This is a genomic window from Actinoallomurus sp. CA-150999 (assembly GCF_050942425.1).
GTDB lineage: Bacteria > Actinomycetota > Actinomycetes > Streptosporangiales > Streptosporangiaceae > Actinoallomurus.
In genome coordinates this window covers 10,397,308-10,418,999 of record NZ_CP192063.1, presented here as the reverse complement: position 1 = coordinate 10,418,999, position 21,692 = coordinate 10,397,308, and the positions used below count along the sequence as shown (strand labels likewise).

General features: G+C 71.0%; 22 protein-coding genes. 12 read left to right on the top strand and 10 right to left on the bottom strand.

Annotated elements, in window-relative coordinates:
* Nucleotides 1–8: 8 nt before the first annotated feature.
* The 5 genes from tsaE to tsaD all read left to right on the top strand — a co-directional run bounded on the left by tsaE (nucleotide 9) and on the right by tsaD (nucleotide 3,675).
* A complete protein-coding gene (tsaE, locus tag ACQP2O_RS47950) occupies nucleotides 9–431 on the top strand; it encodes a tRNA (adenosine(37)-N6)-threonylcarbamoyltransferase complex ATPase subunit type 1 TsaE (RefSeq protein ID WP_433191410.1) in 423 nt (140 codons plus the stop codon).
* A gap of 139 nt (nucleotides 432–570) precedes the next feature.
* Nucleotides 571–1,299 carry a hypothetical protein gene (locus tag ACQP2O_RS47945; protein ID WP_433176300.1) on the top strand — a complete coding sequence of 243 codons (729 nt, stop codon included), beginning with the start codon at nucleotides 571–573 and terminating at the stop codon, nucleotides 1,297–1,299.
* A gap of 203 nt (nucleotides 1,300–1,502) precedes the next feature.
* On the top strand, nucleotides 1,503–2,165 hold the full coding sequence (gene tsaB, locus ACQP2O_RS47940; protein WP_433176299.1) for a tRNA (adenosine(37)-N6)-threonylcarbamoyltransferase complex dimerization subunit type 1 TsaB: 663 nt from the start codon (nucleotides 1,503–1,505) through the stop codon (nucleotides 2,163–2,165).
* Between the two features lie 11 nt (nucleotides 2,166–2,176).
* Complete coding sequence (rimI, locus tag ACQP2O_RS47935; RefSeq protein ID WP_433176298.1) at nucleotides 2,177–2,647, top strand: ribosomal protein S18-alanine N-acetyltransferase; 471 nt, start codon at nucleotides 2,177–2,179, stop codon at nucleotides 2,645–2,647.
* Complete coding sequence (gene tsaD, locus ACQP2O_RS47930; protein ID WP_433176297.1) at nucleotides 2,644–3,675, top strand: tRNA (adenosine(37)-N6)-threonylcarbamoyltransferase complex transferase subunit TsaD; 1,032 nt, start codon at nucleotides 2,644–2,646, stop codon at nucleotides 3,673–3,675. Before rimI ends, tsaD begins: the two co-directional genes overlap by 4 nt.
* Nucleotides 3,676–3,852: 177 nt before the next feature.
* On the opposite strand, the gene ACQP2O_RS47925 is transcribed toward tsaD, so the two are convergent.
* The 5 genes from ACQP2O_RS47925 to ACQP2O_RS47905 all read right to left on the bottom strand — a co-directional run bounded on the left by ACQP2O_RS47925 (nucleotide 3,853) and on the right by ACQP2O_RS47905 (nucleotide 8,751).
* Entirely contained in the window at nucleotides 3,853–5,115 is a 1,263-nt protein-coding gene (locus ACQP2O_RS47925; protein ID WP_433176296.1) for a serine hydrolase domain-containing protein, read from the bottom strand.
* Between the two features lie 110 nt (nucleotides 5,116–5,225).
* Entirely contained in the window at nucleotides 5,226–6,029 is an 804-nt protein-coding gene (locus tag ACQP2O_RS47920; RefSeq protein ID WP_433176295.1) for an ABC transporter permease, read from the bottom strand.
* A complete protein-coding gene (locus tag ACQP2O_RS47915) occupies nucleotides 6,026–7,000 on the bottom strand; it encodes an ATP-binding cassette domain-containing protein (RefSeq protein ID WP_433176294.1) in 975 nt (324 codons plus the stop codon). The genes ACQP2O_RS47920 and ACQP2O_RS47915 overlap by 4 nt, the downstream gene beginning before the upstream one ends.
* A gap of 288 nt (nucleotides 7,001–7,288) precedes the next feature.
* Complete coding sequence (locus ACQP2O_RS47910) at nucleotides 7,289–8,158, bottom strand: DUF4097 family beta strand repeat-containing protein (protein ID WP_433176293.1); 870 nt, start codon at nucleotides 8,156–8,158, stop codon at nucleotides 7,289–7,291.
* 68 nt (nucleotides 8,159–8,226) lie between these two features.
* Nucleotides 8,227–8,751 carry a hypothetical protein gene (locus ACQP2O_RS47905; RefSeq protein WP_433176292.1) on the bottom strand — a complete coding sequence of 175 codons (525 nt, stop codon included), beginning with the start codon at nucleotides 8,749–8,751 and terminating at the stop codon, nucleotides 8,227–8,229.
* A 484-nt stretch (nucleotides 8,752–9,235) separates the two neighbouring features.
* Between ACQP2O_RS47905 and ACQP2O_RS47900 the strand changes: the two genes are divergently transcribed.
* Both ACQP2O_RS47900 and ACQP2O_RS47895 read left to right on the top strand, forming a co-directional pair.
* The gene (locus ACQP2O_RS47900; RefSeq protein ID WP_433176291.1) at nucleotides 9,236–9,661 is read left to right on the top strand and encodes an SSI family serine proteinase inhibitor; all 426 of its coding nucleotides are present in this window, start codon (nucleotides 9,236–9,238) and stop codon (nucleotides 9,659–9,661) included.
* A gap of 244 nt (nucleotides 9,662–9,905) precedes the next feature.
* Nucleotides 9,906–10,292, top strand: coding sequence for a hypothetical protein (locus ACQP2O_RS47895; RefSeq protein ID WP_433176290.1), 387 nt, complete (start codon nucleotides 9,906–9,908; stop codon nucleotides 10,290–10,292).
* Between the two features lie 321 nt (nucleotides 10,293–10,613).
* On the opposite strand, the gene ACQP2O_RS47890 is transcribed toward ACQP2O_RS47895, so the two are convergent.
* The 4 genes from ACQP2O_RS47890 to ACQP2O_RS47875 form a co-directional block, all read right to left on the bottom strand.
* Nucleotides 10,614–11,447 carry an aminoglycoside phosphotransferase family protein gene (locus ACQP2O_RS47890; RefSeq protein WP_433176289.1) on the bottom strand — a complete coding sequence of 278 codons (834 nt, stop codon included), beginning with the start codon at nucleotides 11,445–11,447 and terminating at the stop codon, nucleotides 10,614–10,616.
* 247 nt (nucleotides 11,448–11,694) lie between these two features.
* Nucleotides 11,695–12,939: a hypothetical protein gene (locus ACQP2O_RS47885; protein ID WP_433176288.1), complete on the bottom strand. Its 1,245-nt coding sequence runs from the start codon at nucleotides 12,937–12,939 to the stop codon at nucleotides 11,695–11,697.
* Nucleotides 12,940–13,099: 160 nt separating this feature from the next.
* Complete coding sequence (locus ACQP2O_RS47880) at nucleotides 13,100–13,315, bottom strand: zf-TFIIB domain-containing protein (RefSeq protein ID WP_433176287.1); 216 nt, start codon at nucleotides 13,313–13,315, stop codon at nucleotides 13,100–13,102.
* Between the two features lie 425 nt (nucleotides 13,316–13,740).
* Nucleotides 13,741–14,943, bottom strand: a complete 1,203-nt coding sequence (locus ACQP2O_RS47875) for a THUMP-like domain-containing protein (RefSeq protein ID WP_433176286.1) — start codon at nucleotides 14,941–14,943, stop codon at nucleotides 13,741–13,743.
* A 1,047-nt stretch (nucleotides 14,944–15,990) separates the two neighbouring features.
* On the opposite strand from ACQP2O_RS47875, the gene groES reads away from it, so the two are divergent.
* The 4 genes from groES to ACQP2O_RS47855 all read left to right on the top strand — a co-directional run bounded on the left by groES (nucleotide 15,991) and on the right by ACQP2O_RS47855 (nucleotide 19,651).
* Nucleotides 15,991–16,302, top strand: coding sequence for a co-chaperone GroES (gene groES, locus ACQP2O_RS47870; RefSeq protein WP_425542373.1), 312 nt, complete (start codon nucleotides 15,991–15,993; stop codon nucleotides 16,300–16,302).
* Nucleotides 16,303–16,390: 88 nt separating this feature from the next.
* Complete coding sequence (groL, locus tag ACQP2O_RS47865; protein WP_433176285.1) at nucleotides 16,391–18,013, top strand: chaperonin GroEL; 1,623 nt, start codon at nucleotides 16,391–16,393, stop codon at nucleotides 18,011–18,013.
* 265 nt (nucleotides 18,014–18,278) lie between these two features.
* Complete coding sequence (locus ACQP2O_RS47860; RefSeq protein WP_360892492.1) at nucleotides 18,279–18,866, top strand: sigma-70 family RNA polymerase sigma factor; 588 nt, start codon at nucleotides 18,279–18,281, stop codon at nucleotides 18,864–18,866.
* Nucleotides 18,863–19,651 carry a hypothetical protein gene (locus ACQP2O_RS47855; RefSeq protein ID WP_433176284.1) on the top strand — a complete coding sequence of 263 codons (789 nt, stop codon included), beginning with the start codon at nucleotides 18,863–18,865 and terminating at the stop codon, nucleotides 19,649–19,651. Before ACQP2O_RS47860 ends, ACQP2O_RS47855 begins: the two co-directional genes overlap by 4 nt.
* Nucleotides 19,652–19,666: 15 nt before the next feature.
* On the opposite strand, the gene ACQP2O_RS47850 is transcribed toward ACQP2O_RS47855, so the two are convergent.
* A complete protein-coding gene (locus ACQP2O_RS47850) occupies nucleotides 19,667–20,053 on the bottom strand; it encodes a DUF5319 domain-containing protein (protein WP_360892247.1) in 387 nt (128 codons plus the stop codon).
* A gap of 132 nt (nucleotides 20,054–20,185) precedes the next feature.
* On the opposite strand from ACQP2O_RS47850, the gene guaB reads away from it, so the two are divergent.
* The gene (gene guaB, locus ACQP2O_RS47845) at nucleotides 20,186–21,688 is read left to right on the top strand and encodes an IMP dehydrogenase (RefSeq protein ID WP_433191408.1); all 1,503 of its coding nucleotides are present in this window, start codon (nucleotides 20,186–20,188) and stop codon (nucleotides 21,686–21,688) included.
* Nucleotides 21,689–21,692: the final 4 nt, after the last annotated feature.

The window sequence follows — 21,692 nt, the reverse complement described above, 5'->3', positions numbered from 1 at the left end:
ATGAGGCGATGCGCGAGCTGGGCCGCAGGCTGGCCGGCGCGCTGCGCGCCGGAGACCTGGTCGTGCTGTCCGGGCCGCTCGGCGCGGGCAAGACGACGCTGACCCAGGGGCTGGGCGAGGGCCTGAAGGTCCGGGGGCCGATCACCTCACCGACCTTCGTCATCGCCCGGGTGCATCCGTCGCTGGCCGGGGGACCGTCCCTGGTGCACGCCGACGCCTACCGCCTCGGAGGTCTCGACGAGGTCGACGATCTCGACCTCGACCTGCAGGACGCCGTGACCGTCGTCGAGTGGGGCGAGGGCCTGGTCGAGGACCTGTCCGAGGACCGCCTGGAGGTCACGATCGAGCGGAGCGACTCGGAGGAGCGCACCGTCCGCATCACCGGGGTAGGGGCGCGTTGGGCGGACTCGCCGATCGATCACGTACTGTGACCGACTCCGTCGATTAACAGGATCTGGCCCGGTTCCTTTCCCACTTGGCGCAGACGTTTCAGGGATCTTGCAATACCCTCTCGAATAAATCTCACCTTCCTGGCAGATCAGGACATATAGGTCGAGAGGGAGAGATCCGGTGAGCGGTCGTCGTCGTGCCCCCCGCCCGACCGGACGCAGCAGACGCGTCTGGGCCGGTGCGGGCGTCCTCGCAGTGGTCGTCGCGGCCTGCGCCGTAGCGGCGTTCGCCTTCCTCCGTACGGGCGACAACGCCCGGCACGCGGCGTCGTCGAAGGCAGGCGGCGGGCCGCAGAACTCGCCCATGAGCGCCCCCGGAGGCTCCGAGCGCGACGTGGTCCCCGACGCCTGCACCGCGCTGAGCCAGAAGGTCGCCGACGAACTCGCCCCGAGCGCCGAGCGCACCGAGATGGACCAGGGGAACCAGTCCGACCAGCACAGCGAGTGCGCGTGGAGCCTCTACGGGAACACGGGCCGGCAGCTGTCCGTCGAACTGCGCGCCATGAGCGCCCAGGGCAAGACCAGCGCGACCGCCGTCGCGACCCAGACGTTCGGCGCGGAGTGGGAGTCCGACCGCACGGGCAAGGACCTCGGCGACACGGTTCAGGTACGTGACAGCCGTGGCGTCAGCGGCGTCGGTGAACAGGCGTACGTGGTGTACACGGTGGACAAGGGCGAGGTCGGAGGGGCCGTCGCCAACGCCCGCCTCGCCAACGTCCTCGTCACCGTCCACTACTCCGGCGGCGACGGCCAGGACAACGCCGCGAAGCCCCTCTCGTCCTCCGACGCCACGAACGGCGCCCTCTCCGCCGCCCGCGACGTCATCTCCAAGCTCCAGTCCCAGTCCTGACCCGGCCGCACGGCGCCGCTCGCTGCGCCCGCCGAGCGCCTGACCGGGTCCCGACCGGGCCGGACAGCGCCGCTCGCACGCCCGACGAGCGCTTGACCGGGCCTGACCCGGCCGGGCGGCGGCGGTCGGCACGCCCGTGGAGCGCCCTGACCGGGTCCTGACCCGGTCGGACCGGTGCCGTGGGCGCGCTACGCTCATAGGTCGTGCTGGTCTTGGCTTTCGACACCGCTACCGCCGCGGTCACCGTCGCCCTGAGCGAGGGCACCTCCGGCGGCGTTCGCCTGCGCGCCGAGTCGAACGCGGTCGACCGGCGGCGGCACGCCGAGGTGCTCGCCCCCGCCATCGCGACCGTGCTCGACGAGGCCGGGGTGACCCGGGCCGACCTGTCGGCCATCGCGGTCGGCGTCGGCCCCGGGCCGTACACCGGGCTGCGCGTCGGACTGGTGACCGCCCGCGCGCTCGGCACCGTGCTCGGCATTCCCGTGCACGGCGTCTGCACCCTCGACGTCCTCGCCTGGCAGTCCGGCCGTACGAGCCCCTTCGTCGTGGCCACCGACGCCCGGCGCAAGGAGGTCTACTGGGCGCGCTACGACAGTGCCGGCGTCCGCGTCGCCGGGCCCGCCGTCGGCAAGCCCGCCGAGGCGGCCGAGCCGGGCCTACCCGCCGTCGGGGAGGGCGCGCTCCTCTACGCCGACACGCTCGCCGGGCAGGAGCCCGCGCTGCCGTCCGCGGCCGCGCTCGCCGACCTGGTGATCACCCGGCTGAACGGCGGCGACGGCCCCGCGCTGGTGCCGCCGGTCCCGCTGTACCTCCGCAAGCCCGACGCCCGTGAACCCGGCCCGCGCAAACGGGTGACGCCGGCATGACGCTGCGCCCGATGACCGCCGACGATTTGCCCGACGTCCTTGCGCTCGAGCCCGTCCTGTTCCCCGAGGAGTCCTGGTCGGAGGACGCCTACCGCGAGGAGCTGTCCGACCTGAGCGGCACGCGGCACTACGTCGTGATCGAGGACGACGACGGGCGCTTCGCCGGCTGGGCCGGCCTGGCCGCCGTCGGAGACCAGGCCGACGTGCTGACCATCGGCGTCCGGCCGGAGTCGCAGGGGCGGGGGTTCGGCACTCGGCTGCTGACCGCGCTGCTGGGGGAGGCCGCCGCGCGCGGCTGCCCCGAGGTCTTCCTCGACGTGCGCGCCGACAACGACCGGGCGCGGCGGTTGTACGAGCGGTTCGGCTTCACCCAGGTCGGTATTCGCAAGCGCTACTACCAGCCGTCCGGGGTGGACGCGATCGTGATGGTCCGTGACGCGCGGCGGAGCGGAGTGCCCGCCGGACAGGAAGTGGGAACATGAGGGACGAGCCCCTGGTCCTGGGGATCGAGACGTCCTGCGACGAGACGGGCGTCGGAATCGTGCGCGGCCACACGCTGCTCGCCGACGCCATCGCCTCCAGCGTCGACGAGCACGCGAGGTTCGGCGGGGTGGTCCCCGAGGTGGCGTCGCGAGCCCACCTGGAGGCCATGACACCGACCGTCGACCGTGCCCTGGCCGACGCCGGCGTGACCCTGAACGACGTCGACGCGATCGCCGTCACCGCCGGCCCCGGGCTGGCCGGTGCCCTCCTCGTCGGCGTCGCCGCCGCCAAGGCCTACTCCCTCGGCCTCGGCAAGCCGCTGTACGGCGTCAACCACCTCGCCGCCCACGTCGCCGTCGACCAGCTCGAACACGGCGCCCTGCCCAAGCCGTGCGTGGCGCTGCTCGTCTCCGGTGGCCACTCGTCACTGCTGCTCGTCCCCGACGTCGCCTCCGACGTACGCCCGCTCGGCGCCACCGTCGACGACGCCGCCGGCGAGGCGTTCGACAAGGTCGCGCGGGTGCTCGACCTCGGCTTCCCCGGCGGCCCGTACATCGACCGCGCGGCCCGGGAGGGCGACCCCGGCTCGGTGTTCTTCCCGCGCGGCAAGTACGACGACGGCACCTACGACTTCTCCTTCTCCGGCCTCAAGACCGCCGTGGCCCGCTGGGTCGAGGCCCGCGAGCGCGCCGGCGAGCCGGTGCCGGTCGCCGACGTCGCCGCGGCCTTCCAGGAGGCGGTCGTCGACGTGCTGACCAAGAAGGCCATCGCCGCCTGCAAGGACAACGGGGTCTCCCACCTGCTCATCGGCGGCGGTGTCGCGGCCAACTCCCGGCTCCGCGCGCTCGCCCAGGACCGCTGCGACGCGGCGGGCATCCAGCTGCGGGTGCCCCGCCCGAAGCTGTGCACCGACAACGGCGCGATGGTCGCGGCACTCGGCTCCGAGCTCGTCGCCTCCGGCCTGAGCCCCTCCCACCTCGACCTGCCCGCCGACAGCTCCCTTCCGATCACCCAGGTCCTGGCATAGAGCAGCTTCCGGCTCGCCTCAGCGGTTTCGCGATACCCTGTAGTTCTGTTAGCAGCGGAACCGGCTTATTTCCCGAACCGTGAGCCGACCTGAACGCCTAGGCCGGGGCCACGATCGGGAGGGAACGCGTGCGGGTCCACGGTGCTCGGCCCCGTCGGCTGAGTCGGCTGGGCCGCGTCAGCCCGCAGCCTGCCCGCCGCAGAACACCGTGTTGACGAGCCCCTGCACCAGCTTCTGGTAGGCGCCCACCGGGGCGTCTACGCCGTCCACGTAGGTCACCGAGGCCTCCATGGTCTTGCCGGCGTCGGGCGTGCTGTACATCAGCGTCCCAGAGCCTTGGACGCCGCCGTTGTGGTTGATCAGGATGGTGCCGCTGCAGTTCGAGTCCGCGCGCAGCTCGTACAGCCCGAGGCCGTAGTCGCTCGTCGGGTCGTCGGTCGGGTGCGGCTTGAGCATCTCGGCCAGCAACGGGGCCGGGAGGAGCCTGCCACTCAGCAGCGCGGAGATGAATGTGTTGAGGTCCTCGGTGGTCGAGATCATCTCCCCGGCGCTGGAGATCCAGGAGGGGTTCTGGCGGGTGACGTCGACCGTCTTCCACTGGTCGCCGTCCTGGTACCGGTAGTAGCTGTGCGCGTGCGGCCCGGGGATCTCCGTCCGGGTGCCCGGCACCACGGTGTCCCGCAGCCCGAGCGGCCGCAGGATCCGCCGCTGCATCTCCGTGGCGTACGAGTGGCCGGTGACCTTCTCGATCAGCAGCCTGGCCAGCACGTAGTTGGTGTTGGAGTAGCTCCAGTCCGTGCCCGGAGCGAACCGCGCCGGCTTGGACAAGGCGAATCGGACCAGCTCCTCCGGCCGGTAGGTGTGGAACCGGTTGTCCACCCACTCCTTGCCTGACCATGGGATCCCCGGCACGAACGTCCCGTCGGGGTAGCGCTCGCCGCCGGCGTAGTTGAACAATCCGCTGGTGTGCTGCAGCAGCATCCGCACGGTGATCCGCTTGTCCAGTCCGAGCTGGGGCAGGTAGTCGGCCACCGGGGTATCCAGCCCGATCTTGCCCTTGGCCACCAGTTTCAGCACCAGGGTCGCGGTGAAGGTCTTGGTGGTGCTGCCGATCCGGAACCGCCCGTTCGTCGGCGGCTTGGCGGTCTGGCCCAGCTTGCGCACCCCGGCGCTGCCGACCCAGTCGCCCCGCTGATCATGCACGCGCAGCTGCACCCCGGCGAGACCGGAATCGACGAACGCCTGGATGGCCTTCTGCAGCTCCGGGCGATCCTGCCCGGCAGCGGCCTTCGGCACGGCCCTGCTGTCCGCGGTGGCCACCCCGGGTGCGGCCACCCCGGCCAGCAGCGTGGCCGCCAGCGCCGTGACCCCCACCCGCCGGAAGACCCGTCGCGTCCGGACTCCGTTGCCCTTGGTGATTTCTGGGGATCGAGTCTTCATGCTTCCTCTCTCTGGTGTCGCGCTCAGGCGAACAGCTCGCCGAGCAAGTTGAGGAAGGCGCCCCTCCGGTGTGGGTTGCCGGATGGGGTGCCTTCGCGTTGTGCCGGTGGTCAGGCGCTGACCGTCTTCTTGTAGAGGCGGGTCGCCAGCGGGATGAAGGCGACCAGCATGACGGCGATCCAGAGCAGCGATGCCGGGATGGCGTGCTGCATGGGCCAGGCGTTCGAGGTCTTCATCGCGCTGCTGGTGTTGCCGAAGAGTTCGCGGGTGGCTCGGGTGAACGTGGAGATGGGGTTCCAGTCGGCGACGACGCGCAGCGGTGTGGGCAGTTTGGAGCTGTCGACGAAAGCGTTGGAGACGAACACCAGCGGGAAGGAGAGCATGGTGGCGATGTTGTTGAAGCTTTCCGGGGTGCGCAGGGCCAGCGCGACGGTCGCGGTGAACCAGGAGAAGGCGTAGGCGAACAGCAGCAGCAGCCCGAAGCCGAGGACGGCCTCGTACGGCGAGGTGTGCACCCGCCAGCCGACGATCAGTCCCATCACCGCCATGACGACCAGGCCGACGAGGTTCATCAGCAGGTCGCTGACGGTCTGGCCGATCAGCACCGCGGACGGGGCCATGGGCAGCGAGCGGAACCGGTCGAAGATGCCCTTCTGCAGGTCCAGGGTCAGCGTGTAGCCGGTGATCTGCGCGCCCGTGATGACGGCTTGGACGAAGATGCCGGGGAGCAGGAACTCCCGGTACGACATGCCGGGGACGTGGATGGCGCTGCCGAAGACGTAGGCGAACATCAGCACGAGCACGATCGGCAGCATGATGACGCTACCGAGCAGGTCCGGCGACCGCCGGATCTTCAGGGTGTTGCGTTTGGCGATGGTCCAGCCATCGACGATGGGCATGGTGAGCGCGTTCATCGGGTGGCCTCCTGGACCTGCTCTTCGGTGCCGGACGCGCGGTGTCCGGTCAGGGTGAGGTAGACGTCGTCGAGGGTCGGCCGCCGAAGCCCGGCGTCCCGGATCCCGACTCCTTCGTCGGCCAGCCGGCCGAGGACCTGGCGGAGCGCCTCGGGGCCGTCGGTGACCGGGATGGTGAGCTTGAGCGATTCCGGCACGGTCTGCATGGCGCCGACGGCGACCCAGGCGAGCGTCTGCCGGGCGGTCTCCAGTTCGGCGGCGCTGGTCACGGTCAGCTCGATGCGGTTGCCGCCGACCCGGTCCTTGAGTTCGTCGGCCGTGCCGCGGGCGATGGCGCGTCCGTGGTCGACCACCATGATCTGGTCGGCGAGGTGGTCGGCCTCCTCCATGTACTGGGTGGTCAGTAGCAGCGTGCTGCCGGCCGCGACGATTTCGGAGATGGTGTCCCACAGCGCGGCGCGGGCGCGGGGGTCCAGGCCTGTGCTGGGCTCGTCCAGGAACAGCACCGGCGGGTCGGCGACCAGCGCGCCGGCGAGGTCGATGCGGCGGCGCATGCCGCCGGAGTAGCCCTTGACCGGGCGGTCGGCGGCGTCGGTGAGGTCGAAGCGTTCGAGCAGCTCGCGGGCGCGGGCCTTGCTGCGCTTGACGCCCAGGTGGTACAGCCGCCCGACCATCTCCAGGTTCTCGGCGCCGGTGAGGTGCTCGTCGACGGCGGCGTACTGACCGGACAGCCCGATGTACGAGCGCAGCCGCCGGGCGTCACCGACGACGTCGCATCCGGCGACGGTGGCGCGGCCGCCGTCGGGACGCAGCAGCGTGGTCAGCACCCGCACCGTCGTGGTCTTGCCGGCGCCGTTCGGGCCGAGCAGGGCGAGCACTGTTCCTTGCGGGACGGAGAAGCTCAGCCCGTCCAGAGCGGTCACCTCGCCGTATCTCTTGACCAGTCCTTCGGCTGTGATCGCGTCGTTCATGAGGGGTCTCCTTGCTGATGTTCGGGGCAGGATGCGTCAGGACGCGGTGTGACGCGCTGGCGCCGGCACATCGCCCTGGACGGGAGGGGATCAACGGGGATCGGGGAAACGCCCGGGCCTCTGCCAAGGGAGTACGGGGCGAGGCGAACGGGTGATCGGGCCTCGTGACGCTGCGAGGTCACGGAGTCGGGCGAAAGATCGCAGCCCGGTCAGAAGATGTGGGGAAGTGGGCGGCAGGCCGGTGCCCGCCGGGGATCAGGTGTCAGATCGGCGTCCCTCTCGTACGGCTCAGTCCTGAGAAGTCAGGGCGGCGCGGCGGATCACGATGTCACCGAGTGAGGTGCGGGCGCGGACCTCGACGGTCCGGTCGGCCTCTCCGGGGCCGTCGGTCGTGTCCAGCATGTTGTGCACGCTTCCGGCGGTGGAGTGCACGTCGAGCCAGGCCGCAGTGCCCTCGCGGACACCGACCTCCAGCTGACCGGCGCCGGCCTGCATGACGACGGTGCCCTGAGAGACCTCACCGATGCGGATCATGCCCGCTGCGGTCTTCGCCTCGACGTCGGCAAGCGCCCGGTCGATCACGATGTCGCCACTGGCGGAGCGGGCGTGGACGTCACCGGCGGCCTCGCCGACCCAGGCGGATCCCGCGGAGCTCTTGATCGTGACGGCGCCGTCGGCGCGGCGGAGACGTACCGAACCGACACCCGTGGTGAGCTTCGCGTCGCCCGTCGCGTGTCCGGCGGTGACGTCTCCGCCGCCGGTCTTCGCCTGCAGAGCGCGAGTGTCCTCGATCCAGATGACGCCGGCGCCGCTGGAGACCTCGCAGTCGCCGAACCGCCCCGCGCAGTGGAGGTTGCCGAACCCGGATTTGGCGTCCAGGTCGGAGCCTGTGGGGAGCTCGATGTCGACCTGGACGGCGGGGCTCTTGCCGGGGCCCAGGATCATACTGGCGCGCCTCTTCGGCCCTTTGACGAGCAGTCGTCCGTCGGTGAATTCGACCCGGGTCTCCTCCGCGGCTCGGACGTCGCTCGCCTTCGACGCGTCGGCGGGCCGAACCTCGACGACGGTGTCGGTGCGGTCGGACGCGGTGATGCGGACATCGCCCATGATGATGTCGACTGTTGCGGCGATCGGCTCGGGGCTGGCGAATGTGGGCATGATGCTGCCTTCCTGGTCGCGGGGTCGATGACCCCGCCGGTGGTCGGGGGTGGTGAAGAGGGCCCGGGTCAGCGGGCCCAGCCGGTGTAGCGGTTGCCGCGCGGAGACGAGCGCCTGCGGACGTCCTGCTCGCGGTCCGTACGCTCCACGGCCTCGGCGATGGTGCGGACGAGCCAGGCGTTCACCGAGAGCCCTTCTCGGTCGGCGATCTGCTCGGCCCTGGTCTTCAGCTCTTCGGGAAGGCGGAGGCTGATCCGGGAGACGGCGCCGTCCTTGGTGCTGTAGGACACCGGTGGAGCGGGCTCCGCCGCCGGCGCTGCCACGATGGCGGTGTCCTCCTCCGTGGCGCCGGGGGGCGGCTCCACGACGAACTCCGGCTCGCCCCTGCGGAGGCGCACGTCCACCGAGCCGGGCGCGAGCTCTCGCGTGATCTCCTCGGCGGCGGTCGACAGTGCCTCCAGCAGGACGAGCCGGACCGCCGACTGCAGAGGCGCCGTGAGGCGCTCGGCGAGCTCGCGGGCCTCATCGCCGCCGGTCTCGGCGGCGACCGCGAGCTCCTGACGAAGCTGGGCGACGTACGACTCCAAGTGCATGACGTCAGCATGGCACACCGTCTGGCGTCATGACAACACCAAAGTGACGTCACTTTGACGTCACCGCAGTCGTGTGACGTCACCTGTCGGCTGGCAGTGGGGTGTGGCGAGGCGGTGTGACGTGGCCCACTGATGCGGTTCAATTATTCGGAATATTTTGATTCGCCGCGCGACGAGGACGCGTCCCGTTAACCGTAGAAGGGCTGATGGCGGCTCGGATGTGCGTGCACGTCAGAACAAGTACATCTTTCAATTGTTCCCTTGTTAGATCGCTGGCCGGGTCCGGACAGGTGGGCGGGGGTTGAATCGCTGATTTCGCCGCCATAACATCCGTGACTGCAAGGACTCCACGACGAAACAAGTTGTCAGGGTCTTTGTGGAAAGGTCCCATCATTAAGGCGAGGGAACGCCCAAAAGGCCGACTCTCGTCACGCCGAAATGGCTGTCGAACACAGCCTGGCCTGGCAAGGAGGTAGGAATGCGCATGCCTGATTCGCTGTGTACCGGAGGACGGCGCTTCGCCGCGGTGACCGCCCTGGGGGCGGCCGCCATGGTCGCCGGACCCCCCGCGATGGCGGCACCGGCCGCGCCGTCGACCTGGCCGCAGGGCGTCTACACCCTGTCCGTCAGCCCGGTCGAGAGCGGAGAACCTGCTCAAACGGCCGTTCTGACCTGCGGTCCAGACGGTGGCACCCACCTCGCGCCGTCGGCGGCCTGCGATCAGCTTCGTGCCGTCGAGGGGCGGATCGCCGACCTGCCTGAGGGGACCGGCGCGTGCACGCTGATCTACGCGCCCGTGCGGGTGACCGCGCAGGGCCGGTGGAACGGCGGTTCGCGTCGCTATGCGCGGACGTTCTTCAACCGCTGCGCGGCGATCCGCGCGACGGGAGGCGTCATCTTCGCCTTCTGACGGAGAAATTCCAGGTCGACCGGTGTGTCATCCGGTCACTTCGCGAGCGTTCCTGGACGTCGGCTCGGGACGGCGGGGTCCCGAGCCGACGGAGCTCCGCGCCAAACGGTGATATCGGTGAATCGCGATTTCGCCGTACCTCCATCCTGTCTTGTTCTGCATCGCCGAATACATCGGCGCACGCCACAAAGAGGTGGACATGCGACGCATTTTCCTTTCCATTTGTACGCTATTCGTAACGACGATGACCATGGCCGGTGGCGCGTACGCCGCCACGGAACCGGCCAGGGAGCCGGCGCTCGTCACCTACACGCGGACGGGCGGGTTCGCCGGCTTCGCTGACACGGTGACCGTCGACGCGGCGGGCGTGGCCCGCACCTCGTCCAGGCCGGCGGAGATCACCCTCAGCGCCGGCGAGCTCGACGGCCTTCGCGCGAACCTGGACCGGATCTGGACCTGGTGGTCCTCGCCGACGGGCTGCGACGTCGCCGACCACATCGCCTACTCGATCAGCTACGGCGAGAAGCGGGCGCGCAGGTGCCACGTCGTACCGCGTGACTGGCAGCCGGCCATCTCCCAGCTCGACGACCTGCTGGTACGCGTCCGGGCGGGACAGGCCACCAGGGCCTGAGCCGGTCAACCGGCCGCTGGAACGTGGGCGGGTACGGCCGGAGGGGGACGTACTCGCCCATGACCGAGCCCCGCGCCATCCCGGCGCGGGGCTCGGCGAACCGGCATCGCTCGACGAACGAGCCAGAGGAGCGCGACGCCGTCCGGACTGAGGGAAGACGGGTGCAGGGAGCGCCGTGACGTCACCATGACGTCACCTTGTCCCCCACGCGGGGGCGCCTCGAGGACCCGGCGCACCACCGCGTTGAGCAGGGCACCGATCACAAAGGCGTGACAGCCCTGGGTGCTGCCCGGCTCCCAGCGCGGCGGCCGGCCGGTGGGGTCAGAAGCGGGCCGGGGCGCCGAGGTCGGCGAGGGCGTGGTCGAGCAGATCCTCCAGGGCCGGGATGTCGCGGGCGGTGATCGTCCGGTCGGGCTGCTCGGGGAGCAGGTCGAGGACCGTGCGCAGGTCCCAGTACGGGTCGTGGCGGTAGCCGCCGGACACCTGGTCGAAGCAGGCGGAGAACCGGTCGGCGACCGCGATGTCGTACCGGAGGGCCAGGGCGCGACGCATGTGGGCGATGTCGATGGCGACCGGGCCGTACGTGGCGGTGGACCAGTCGACGATGCCGGTCAGCCGGCCGCCCGCCCACAGCGTGTTGTCGGGATGGTAGTCGCGGTGGATGAAGTGCGGCACGGCTCCGGGGGTGGGGCCGGCGGCGACGTCCAGCGCGTGCTCCCACAGCGCCGGTCGGCGGGCGTGCCGTGGGGCGAGCCTGATCTCGAGCCGGTTGTACGGGCGGTAGGGCGGCATCGTGGACGCCCCCGCGACCGCGTGCACGGGGAGCAGCGCGGCGGCCAGCTGGATGAGGTATTCGGGCAGCTCGGCAGGGGACGGCCGGGGCGGATGGCCGTGCAGCCGGGTGATCAGCAGCGCGGGGACGTCACAGTGGGCGCCCGAGGGATCCGCGGCCACGAGCGCGGGCGTGGGAATCTCGCACGCGGTGAGCAGGGTCAGCGCCGCGATCTCGACCTCGGGGGAGAAGTCGATGTCGATGACGGGCCAGCCGGACGACGCCCAGCGCCGCAGCACCAGGCGATGCACGGTGCCCGAGCGGCTCTCCGCCAGCACCGCGTGGTTGACATGGTCCAGGCCGCCGACAATGGGCCGGACCATTTTCACCTCACTGCCGGGCCCCAGGCATTTTTCGATCCAACGCAGCGTGGCAGCGCTCGGCGGATCGGAGAGCGTGGGGAAGGTCACGGCCCCCATCAAAACGGATTCGGCCGAGGATCGGTAGTGATTTTATCGATGCGAGGTAGTGCGAACGGCATGTCCTTGCGGGTCGGCCGTACAAATTGCGGGTAATGGGGGAATATTGACGAAGTGGCCGCTCTAAGGTGATTTGCGAGCGGCCACCCCATCAGTCCTTGCCGTCGCGTCGCGGCCGGAGCAACGCCTCGGCCAGCGCCAGCATCGTCTCCTCCAGCGTGACGAGCCGCTTCATCAGATCCTCATGGACGGTCGTCACCTGCTTGGCCACGTCGTGCTGCGCGCCGCTGACCCGCTGGGTGACGTCGTCGTGCACCCCCACGACCTGGCGCAGGAGATCCTCGCGCAGCATCTCCATGTGCTTGGTCAGGTCGACGCGGGAGGCGTCGATGACCTTCGTCAACGTCTCCTCCGTCTCGTCGCGGTCGGGCCGGGCGCGCAACTCGTCGATCAGTGGGTCGACCGCCTCGGACAGGCGCTTCTCCAAGGCGTCGAACCGGTCGGTGGGGTCGATGAACGGGCGGTCGCCGATCGCGGCGATCTTGCGGTGCAGCTCGGCGATCTCCAGCGTCACCGGCAGCCGATCGATCTGCTGGTCGACGCCCTCAACGCGGTCACAGGCCCCGTCGACCTTGGCCTCCAGCGCCTGGAAATGCCCCTCGACCCCGCGCAGCTTGCCGGACAGGCCCTCCAGACGGCCGTCGATGCCGTCGAGGCGCCCGCCGACGCCCTCGACCCGGCCGTTGACCGCCTCGAGGCCCTGCTCGACGCGCTCGGCCATGTCGTTCAGCGACTGGTCGACCTTGCCGGCCACGCCGTTGATCTCATGCTCGAGCTTCTCGGACCGGTGCCCGAGGTCGGCGAGGGTCTTGTCCAGCCGGTTGAACCGGACCGACGCGGCCTCCATCGTGCCGGCGAGCCGGTCGAGACGCTTGGTCAGGTCGTCCATCTGCTGGGCGGCCTGCAACGTCGCGTCGGTGATGCTCCGGCTGGAGTCGAGCACGGCCTGGATGCGGGCCAGACCCTCGTCGACGTTCTCGGCGATGACACCGACGTCGGCCCAGAGAGAGGGCAACTCGGCGACGGGCTTGACCCGCTCGCCCACCGACTCGATGTGCTCCGCCAGCCCCTCGGCCCACTCCGGAGGCTTGCCGAACAGCTCGTCGACCTGCCCGCGGACGGTGTCGAGCTGGGTCGTCAGCCCGGTGAGCTCACGCTCCCGGACCTCGCGGAGCAGCCACTCGACTCCCTCCAGCCGCTGGTGGATCTCGTCCAGGAGCTGACCTGTCGATCGCTGCTCATAGACGTGATCTTGCGCCGCGCGGGCTAGCAATTCTCGCATTCGGTCCGAGACCGGCTGACCCCCTGTCTGCAGGAAGTTGTGATTGGTGTCCACCCGGGTGCTCCTTCGTTTGCCGTGCCGCCGATCTACGCGCGGAAATGGCAGCGGCGTGGATCGCGAGGAGACACTCTATTGAGCGAACCAAGGTCATCGAGCCGAAGAAAAGAAATTCAGGGAAAAGAGATTCTTAGCCGCCTACGGCAAATTGCCCTTTTCAGGCGCGACGGTGTCGGCCCTCGTACGAAAGCCCCGCCGGAGGGCCGCAGACGGTGGCGACCTGCCCGGTGCCGCGCCAGATCAGGCGGTCGAGCTCCCCGCGCCCGAGGAACACCCCACGGCAGCGGGAGCACTCCTCGAACACGATGCCGCCTCGCTGGAAAGTCACCATTCCGGCACCGCACTTCGGACACCGCAGTACGGCGTCGGCCATCGTTCGCCCCCCGTGTTCGCCCGCGCCCGCCCGGCGCGCACCCGTCATCGCGCCCGCGGCGCGGCCTTCCGGTCGCCAAGAGTAGTCAGCCGGACACGGTCGCGACCGTGGTCTTTGCCGGACTCTGGCGTGTCGCCCACCCACACGTCCCCGCAGCCGCGCCCCAGTTCCTCCGCGCCCTACTCGCCCCGCGTCCCGCTTGCCCCGCGTCCCGCTTGCCCCGCGTCCCGCTTGCCCCGCGTCCCGCTCGCGCCGGATCCCGCAAGTCCCCCTGCGCGGCGCCACCCGCCGCTGTCCGGTGCCGCGCGCGCCGCGTCCCGCATGCCTCGCGTCCTGCGCCGCGTACCGCGCGGCCTACGTTCGTGCGGCGACCGCCGGGTGTCGCCACGGCCGGACCGCCCCTCCGGTGCCCGGCGTCGTTTCGTTCATGCCTCGCGGCAGATGAGGGCGGTCGGGGCGTCGCCCACGCGGGTGAGCACGAGGACGCGTTCCTCGGTGCCGTCTGTGTGCAGGTCGCGGCGTAGCCGTTCGATGTCGCCCGCGAAGCCGCGCTTCTTGATCGTCAGGGTGCCCGTCCGGTGCTCGCGCAGCGCCGCCCGTACCCGCTTCACCGCGAATGGCAGGACGTCCAGGATCTCGTACGGCCGGGCGAACGGCGTCGCCAGCAGCGCGTCCGAGGTGATGTAGGCGATCCGCGGGTCGGCCAGCGCCCCGTCGAGCCGGGCCGCGACCTCGGCCACCAGGTGCGCCCGGACCACCGCGCCGTCCGGTTCGTACAGATAGCGGCGCCAGCCGGCGATAGGGGGCGGCCCGAGATCGGGCTCAGCCGTCAGAGTGGCGGTCTCCCGGCCCGGCCGCAGGACGGTCGCCCGGCGTCGTACGTCGTCCGCCAGGTCGCCCAGCCACAGCGCCGCCTCCTTCACCTCGCCGCCGTCGGAGATCCATTCGGCCTCCGCGCCCGGGGGCACGGCCTCGTGGGGAATGCCCGGCGCCACCTTGACGCAGCCGCCGGGCGCCCGTCCGGCGATGGCGAGCACCGTGCCCAGCGGCGGCAGGTACGCCTCCGGGTCGAAGACCCGCCCGCGGGAGGTTCGGCGTCCGGGGTCGGCGAAGACCGCGGCGTGCCCGTCCGGGTCCTGAGCGGTCGCGTCGCCCGGCCGTACGTCCGCCAGGTCCTCCAGGGCGAAGGCACGAAGGTTCGCCTGGGCGACGGCGGCGGTGAGCGGGTCCAGCTCCACGCCGAGGCCACCGACGCCCGCGCCGGCGCGCGCCAGCAGATCGCCGCCGATGCCGCAGCCCAGGTCGAGCACCGTGCCGCGCGGGTCGAGGCCGCCGAGCCGGTCGGCGAACCGCCGCGCCCGGTGCCGGGCGACACCGGCCCGGGTCGCCTGCTCGAGCCCCTGCGGCGTGAAGTACATGCGGTCCGCGTCGGCCCCGAACTTGGCCCGCCCGCGCACGCGGAGCCGGGCCTGCGTGAGCGCGGCGCCGACCAGCTCCGCGGGGTGGCGGGCGCGGAGCCGGGAGGCGGTGGCAAGGAGTGTGCTCTCGTCGACGTCGGCGGCGCCGATCTCGCCGAGGAGCTCCTGGCCTTCGGGGGTGAGCAGCCCCTGAAATGCGGCGATGTCCACCCGACGACCGTAGTGGCCGCGCGGCCGTGAACCGTACCGGCCCACCGGACGGGCCGTGGGCTGGACGTACACGGACCGTGCCGGGCTGCGGGCCGTGCCGGGCTCCGGGGCGGGCCGGGCGGGGCGGCGACGGTACCGGGTCGTCGGGCGGGCTGTGGCCGGGTGGAGGCGGACCATGCCGGGTCGCCGGGCGGGCCGTGGGTCGGGCGGGTGCGGGCTGTATCGGGTGACCGGGCGCGTCGTGGGGCAGGCGCGGGCCGTACCTGGGCCGCTGGGCGGGTCGTGGGCTGGGCGGTACCGGGTTGCCGGGCGGGCCGTGGGACGGGTAGCCGCAGGTCGTACCGGGGGCTGGACGGGAGTGGGTCGGGTGGGTGGCCGTATTGGGTGACCGCGTCGCGGGGTGGGCGCGGGCCGTACCCGGGCCACTGGGCGGGTCGTGGGCTGGGTGTGCGCGGGGCGGTACCGGGCCGCTGGGCGGGCGTGGGCCGGGTGGGTGCGGACCGTTCCGGGCCACTAGGCGAACCGTGGGCTGGGCAGGGTGCCATCAGGGGGAGCGCAGGCCGGGTGGGTGCGGATCGTGTTGGGCCAGAAGGCGGGGCAGGGGGTTGGGGGGCGCGGACTTCGCCAGGCCGTCAGGCGAACCGTGGGCTGGGCAGGGTGCCATCCGTACCGGGTGCCACCAGGCGGACCGTAGGCCGGGCAGGGCGCGGATCGTGCCGGTTACTGGCGGGCTGCCGGCCGGGCGGGGCGCCGGCCGTACCGGGTCACCGGCGGGCTTGGGGTGGGTGGCTGTCGGCCGTGCCGGACCGCCGGGCAAGCTTTGACGAATGCCGCATATAACGACAGGTCGGCGGTGCACGGGGGGCCGTGTTGACGCGTTCCCGGCCACGGCATAATCTCCAACTTGGCACTCTCCCCATGAGAGTGCCAATCAAGCGACAGGCTGGTCTGGCACCCGCGACGGCAGGCCACCGTGGTCGCGTCTCCAACATGCGGCTGGCCGATCCGGTCGGCCGAGGATACGCAATCGAAGGGGAAGGTCAGATCGTGTCGACCGCCACCAAGGTTGTTCTCAAGCCGCTCGAGGACCGCATCGTCGTCCAGCCCCTTGAGGCCGAGCAGACCACCGCGTCGGGTCTGGTGATTCCCGACACGGCGAAGGAGAAGCCCCAGGAGGGCACCGTTCTCGCCGTCGGGCCGGGTCGCTTCGACGACAAGGGCGAGAAGCGCGTCCCGCTCGACGTCAAGGTCGGGGACGTCGTCCTCTACAGCAAGTACGGCGGCACCGAGGTCAAGTACAACAACGAGGAGTACCTCGTGCTGTCGGCCCGCGACGTGCTCGCCGTCGTCGAGAAGTAAGACCCACGAGATGCGCTGCCCCGGTCGTCCCCTGTGAGGGCGGCCGGGGCTGTGCACGTCCACGGACACCCATACTTGGAGCTTCCCAATGCCGAAGATCCTGGAGTTCGACGAGGACGCGCGCCGCGCCCTTGAGCGCGGCGTCAACGCCCTCGCGGACGCCGTCAAGGTGACGATCGGCCCGCGTGGCCGCAACGTCGTCATCGACAAGAAGTGGGGCGCCCCCACCATCACGAACGACGGCGTCACCATCGCCCGTGAGGTGGAGCTCGACGACCCGTACGAGAACCTTGGCGCGCAGCTCGCCAAGGAGGTCGCCACCAAGACCAACGACATCGCGGGTGACGGCACCACCACCGCGACGGTCCTGGCGCAGGCGCTCGTCCGCGAGGGGCTGCGCAACGTCGCCGCCGGCGCGTCGCCGATCAACCTCAAGCGGGGCATCGACGCCGCCGCCAACTACGTCGCCGAGCAGCTGCTCAAGTCGGCCCGCGAGGTCGACGACAAGGAGTCGATCGCGCACGTCGCGACCATCTCCGCCCAGGACGCCAAGATCGGTGAGCTCATCGCCGAGGCGTTCGACAAGGTGGGCAAGGACGGTGTGATCACCGTCGAGGAGGCCCACACGATGGGCCTGGAGCTGGAGTTCACCGAGGGCCTCCAGTTCGACAAGGGCTACCTGTCGCCGTACATGGTGACCGACCCGGAGCGGATGGAGGCGGTCCTCGAGGACGCCTACATCCTCATCCACGACGGCAAGATCTCCAACGTCACGGAGTTCCTGCCGCTGGCCGAGAAGGTCGCTCAGACCCGTAAGCCGCTGCTGATCGTCGCCGAGGACGTCGAGGGCGAGGCCCTCGCGCTCCTGGTGCAGAACAAACTGCGCGGCACGTTCGTCAGCGTCGCGGTCAAGGCGCCGGGCTTCGGTGACCGCCGGAAGGCGATGCTGGAGGACATGGCCGTCCTCACCGGCGGCCAGGTCGTCACCGACGCCGTCGGCCTCAAGCTCGACAGCGTCGACCTCGACGTGCTGGGCCGCGCCCGGCGGGTGACCGTCACCAAGGACGCCACCACCGTCGTCGACGGCGAGGGCGAGGCGGCCGCGATCGAGGACCGGATCCGTCAGATCCGCCGCGAGATCGAGGGCAGCGACTCCGACTGGGACCGCGAGAAGCTGCAGGAGCGCCTGGCGAAGCTGGCCGGGGGCGTCTGCGTGCTGCGCGTCGGCGCCGCCACCGAGGTGGAGCTGAAGGAGAAGAAGCACCGTCTCGAGGACGCCATCTCCGCCACCCGCGCGGCGATCGAGGAGGGCATCGTCTCCGGCGGCGGCAGCGCGCTCGTGCACGTCGCCAAGGAGGGCTTCGACGCGCTCGGACTGTCCGGTGACGAGGCCACCGGCGCGGAGGCCGTCCGCCGCGCGCTGGTCGAGCCGCAGCGCTGGATCGCCGAGAACGGCGGCAACGAGGGCTACGTCGTGGTCTCCAAGGTCGAGGCGCTGCCGGTCGGCTCCGGCTTCAACGCCGCGACCGGGGAGTACGGCGACCTGATCGCCCAGGGCGTCATCGACCCGGTCAAGGTGACCCGCTCCGCGGTCAGCAACGCCGCGTCGATCGCCGGCATGCTGCTCACGACCGAGGCGCTGGTCGCGGACAAGCCGGAGGAAGAGCCGGACGCCGCCGCGGGCGGCCACGGCCACGGTCACGGCCACTGATCATCGGTACGGCCGGTACGACGGCCGGCGGATCGCGGATGCCCTCGCCATGGACAATGGCGGGGGCATCCGTCGTTCCAGGACGTCCATTCTCTGACTCTCCGTAGTCATTCGGTCACGGTGAGAGATAAAGGCGGGTCGGGATCAGTACTGTGACCATTCCGTTGTCATCAACGATGGAGACAGGCGCGATCTCGGTGGGCATCATGCTTTCGTGACCGAGGGAGCGATCGCCGGGGCCGCGGTTCGGGGTGCTGCCGACGAAATACGGGGGAGACGTCCGGCGAAAGCGGACGACAACGAGCTCAGGGAACTCACGAGCCTTGCCGTCCAAGGCGACGCGGAGGCGGTCGAGTCCCTGATCGGGCGGGTCCGCCCCATGGTCGTGCGCTACTGCCGGGCGCGGCTCGGCCGGGTGTCGGGGCAGTACCACATCGCGGACGACGTGGCCCAAGAGGTGTGCATCGCCGTGCTCGGGGCGCTGCCGCGCTACCGCGACATGGGCCGGCCGTTCGCCTCGTTCGTCTTCGGCATCGCGTCGCACAAGATCGCGGATGCGATGCGCAGCGCGATCCGTGCCGCCGTGCCCACCGAGGACCTGCCCGACGGCCCGGACGAGCGGCCGGGACCCGAGGAGACGGTCGTCCGCTACATCGAGGCCGAACGCGCGCGGGACCTTCTCGACCGGTTGCCGGATCATCAGAAGGAATTGGTGCTTCTGCGGGTGGTGGCGGGTCTGTCCGCCGAGGAGACCGGTAATGTACTGGGCATGTCAGCCGGGGCCGTCCGCGTCGCCCAGCACCGGGCTCTCGCCCGTCTTCGAGCGATGGCGAGTGAGGAGTCGATCGCTTGACCGGTGGGGGTACCGCCACTCCCGAGCCGCTCGACCTCAGTGAGATCAGCCGTAGCGGCGATCTGTTCGACGCTCTCTCCGGGCGCCGCATCACCGATCCGGGTGCCGGATTCGGGCCGTCCGACGATCCGGCCGGGCGCCTGCTGGCCGCCCTGGCCGCCGATGTCGACGCGGGCGCGCCGCCACTGCCGGCGCCTCCGCCGCGTGTGTCGTGCGGGGGATCGAAGACGTCAGGCCGCCCGGTCGTCCGGGCGTTCGTCACGTTCGGCGCGGTCACGGTCCTGTTGACGTCGGCCGGCGCCGCCGTCGCGGGCGGCGGAGGCGATCACGAGCCGAAGGCCCACGCGCCTTCGGCCCGCCGCGAGATCTCGGAACGCTCCAGGGCTCGCCTCGAGTCGGTGGTCCGGGCGTTCCCCGGCGCAGCGCGTCCGTCCGCCGGCCGTACGCCCACCGCGTCACCCCGCCCGTCCGGGACGAAGCCGTCCGAAGCGCCGACGAAACCGCCTGCGGGAACCCCGGCGAAGGGACACCCCCGCAGCTACTTCGGGCCGACGCATCCCCTCCCGAGCGGTCCGAAGCATGGGCACTCGACCAGCTCGTCGCCGACGACGTCCCCGAGCGCGCCGACCGGCTCCACCCCGAGCCCGTCCACGTCCCCCACCACGTCGAATCCGTCGGGCGAGACGTCCGCCACGGACCCCGACCAATCGCGGCGCCGCGACCTCACGTCCGAGAAGCGCTCGTCGAAGACCGGCCGCGCGTCAGGGGATCACGACCACCGGTAGCAGGCCCTCGGCCCCTCAGTTCGAGTGGCCTTCCTCACTGTCGATGACGCCGTCCACGTAGCCGCGGGCGTACTCCCAGCTGACGTAGTCCTCCGGGGCGGCGGCGATCGCGGGCTCGTGGACGCGGGGCAGCCCCTCGTCGAGCAGGTGACGCAGGTTGCCGTGCAGGAGATCCCAGTCGATGTGGTGGGCCCTGCCGCAGTCGCCGCAGTCGACGGTCAGCCCCTTGATGCCCAGCGGCTCGAGCAGGGCGCGGAAGACCTCCAGGTCGGCGAGGTCGGCCAGCACGTCCTCCCGCTCCGTCGTGCTCAGCGGAGCGGTCTCGTCGCTCGGATCGCCGAGCGCGGCGGCCGGATCCTCGGGATCGTTCGCGAACGGGTCGAGCGGAGCGTCATCGTGCACAAACCCACGCTACCCGAGTAACGGCCGCCGATTCGTTCCTTGTCGCGACCCTTCGCGGGCGTTAGGAGGCCCCGACTAGGATGGGGTCAACGCTCCGCTGATCAGGCCCGACACCGCGACCCTTTCCGGATGATGCCCATGACTTCCGCGCCCGAGTCCGCCAAGTTCGCCCCGCAGGGCCTCACGTACGACGACGTGCTGCTCGTGCCCGCGTACTCCGATCTCGCGCCGGGTGACGCCGACACGACGACGCGCCTGTCGCGGTCGATCACGTTGCGCATCCCGCTGGTGTCCGCGGCGATGGACACCGTCACCGAGGCGCGGATGGCCGTCGCCATGGCGCGGCAGGGCGGCCTCGGCGTGCTGCACCGCAACCTGCCGATCGACGAGCAGGCCCAGCAGGTCGACCTCGTCAAGCGCTCCGAGGCGGGCATGGTCAACAACCCGGTGACCTGTTCGCCGGACGACACGCTCGCCGACGTCGAGGCGCTGTGCGCCCACTACCGCATCTCCGGTGTCCCGGTGACCGACGCCGACGGCGTCCTCGTCGGCATCGTCACGAACCGGGACATGCGCTTCGAGACGGACGCCGCGCGCCCGGTGCGCGAGGTGATGACCAAGATGCCGCTGGTCACCGCGCCGGTCGGGGTCTCCCGTGACGAGGCGTTCGGGTTGCTGCGCGCCAACAAGGTGGAGAAGCTCCCGCTCGTCGACGGCGCCGGCCGGCTGCGCGGCCTGATCACGGTGAAGGACTTCACGAAGAGCGAGCAGTACCCCTTGGCGACGAAGGACGCGGCCGGTCGGCTCGTCGTCGGCGCGGGCGTCGGCGTGGGGCCGGAGGCCGAGCAGCGCGCCAAGGCGCTGATCGAGGCGGGCGTCGACGCGCTGGTGGTGGACACCGCGCACGGTCACTCGCGCGGCATGATCGACATGGTCGCCAAGCTCAAGGCCAACAGCCACGTCGACGTCATCGCCGGCAACATCGCGACCAGGGCCGGGGCGCAGGCGCTCGTCGACGCGGGTGCCGACGCGGTGAAGGTCGGCGTCGGCCCGGGCTCCATCTGTACGACGCGCGTGGTCGCCGGTGTCGGCGCTCCCCAGGTGACCGCGATCTACGAGGCCGCGCTGGCGTGCGCCCCCGCCGGGGTGCCGGTGATCGGCGACGGCGGCCTGCAGTACTCCGGCGACATCGCCAAGGCGATCGCCGCGGGCGCCGACACGGTGATGCTGGGATCGCTGCTCGCGGGCTGCGAGGAGAGCCCCGGCGAGCTGATCTTCATCAACGGCAAGCAGTACAAGACCTACCGGGGCATGGGCTCGCTCGGCGCGATGAAGAACCGCGAGCGCGGCGGGTCGTTCAGCAAGGACCGCTACTCCCAGGACACGGTCGCCAGCGAGGACAAGCTGATCCCCGAGGGCATCGAGGGCCAGGTGCCCTACCGGGGTCCGGTCGCGGCCGTCGGCCACCAGCTCATCGGCGGCCTGCGCCAGGCCATGTGGTACACCGGCTCGCGCACCGTCGCCGACCTGAAGGCCAACGGCGTGCTGATGCCGATCACCGGGGCGGGCCTGCGGGAGAGCCACCCGCACGACATCCAGATGACGGTAGAAGCCCCCAACTACCAGGTCCGCTGAGAGT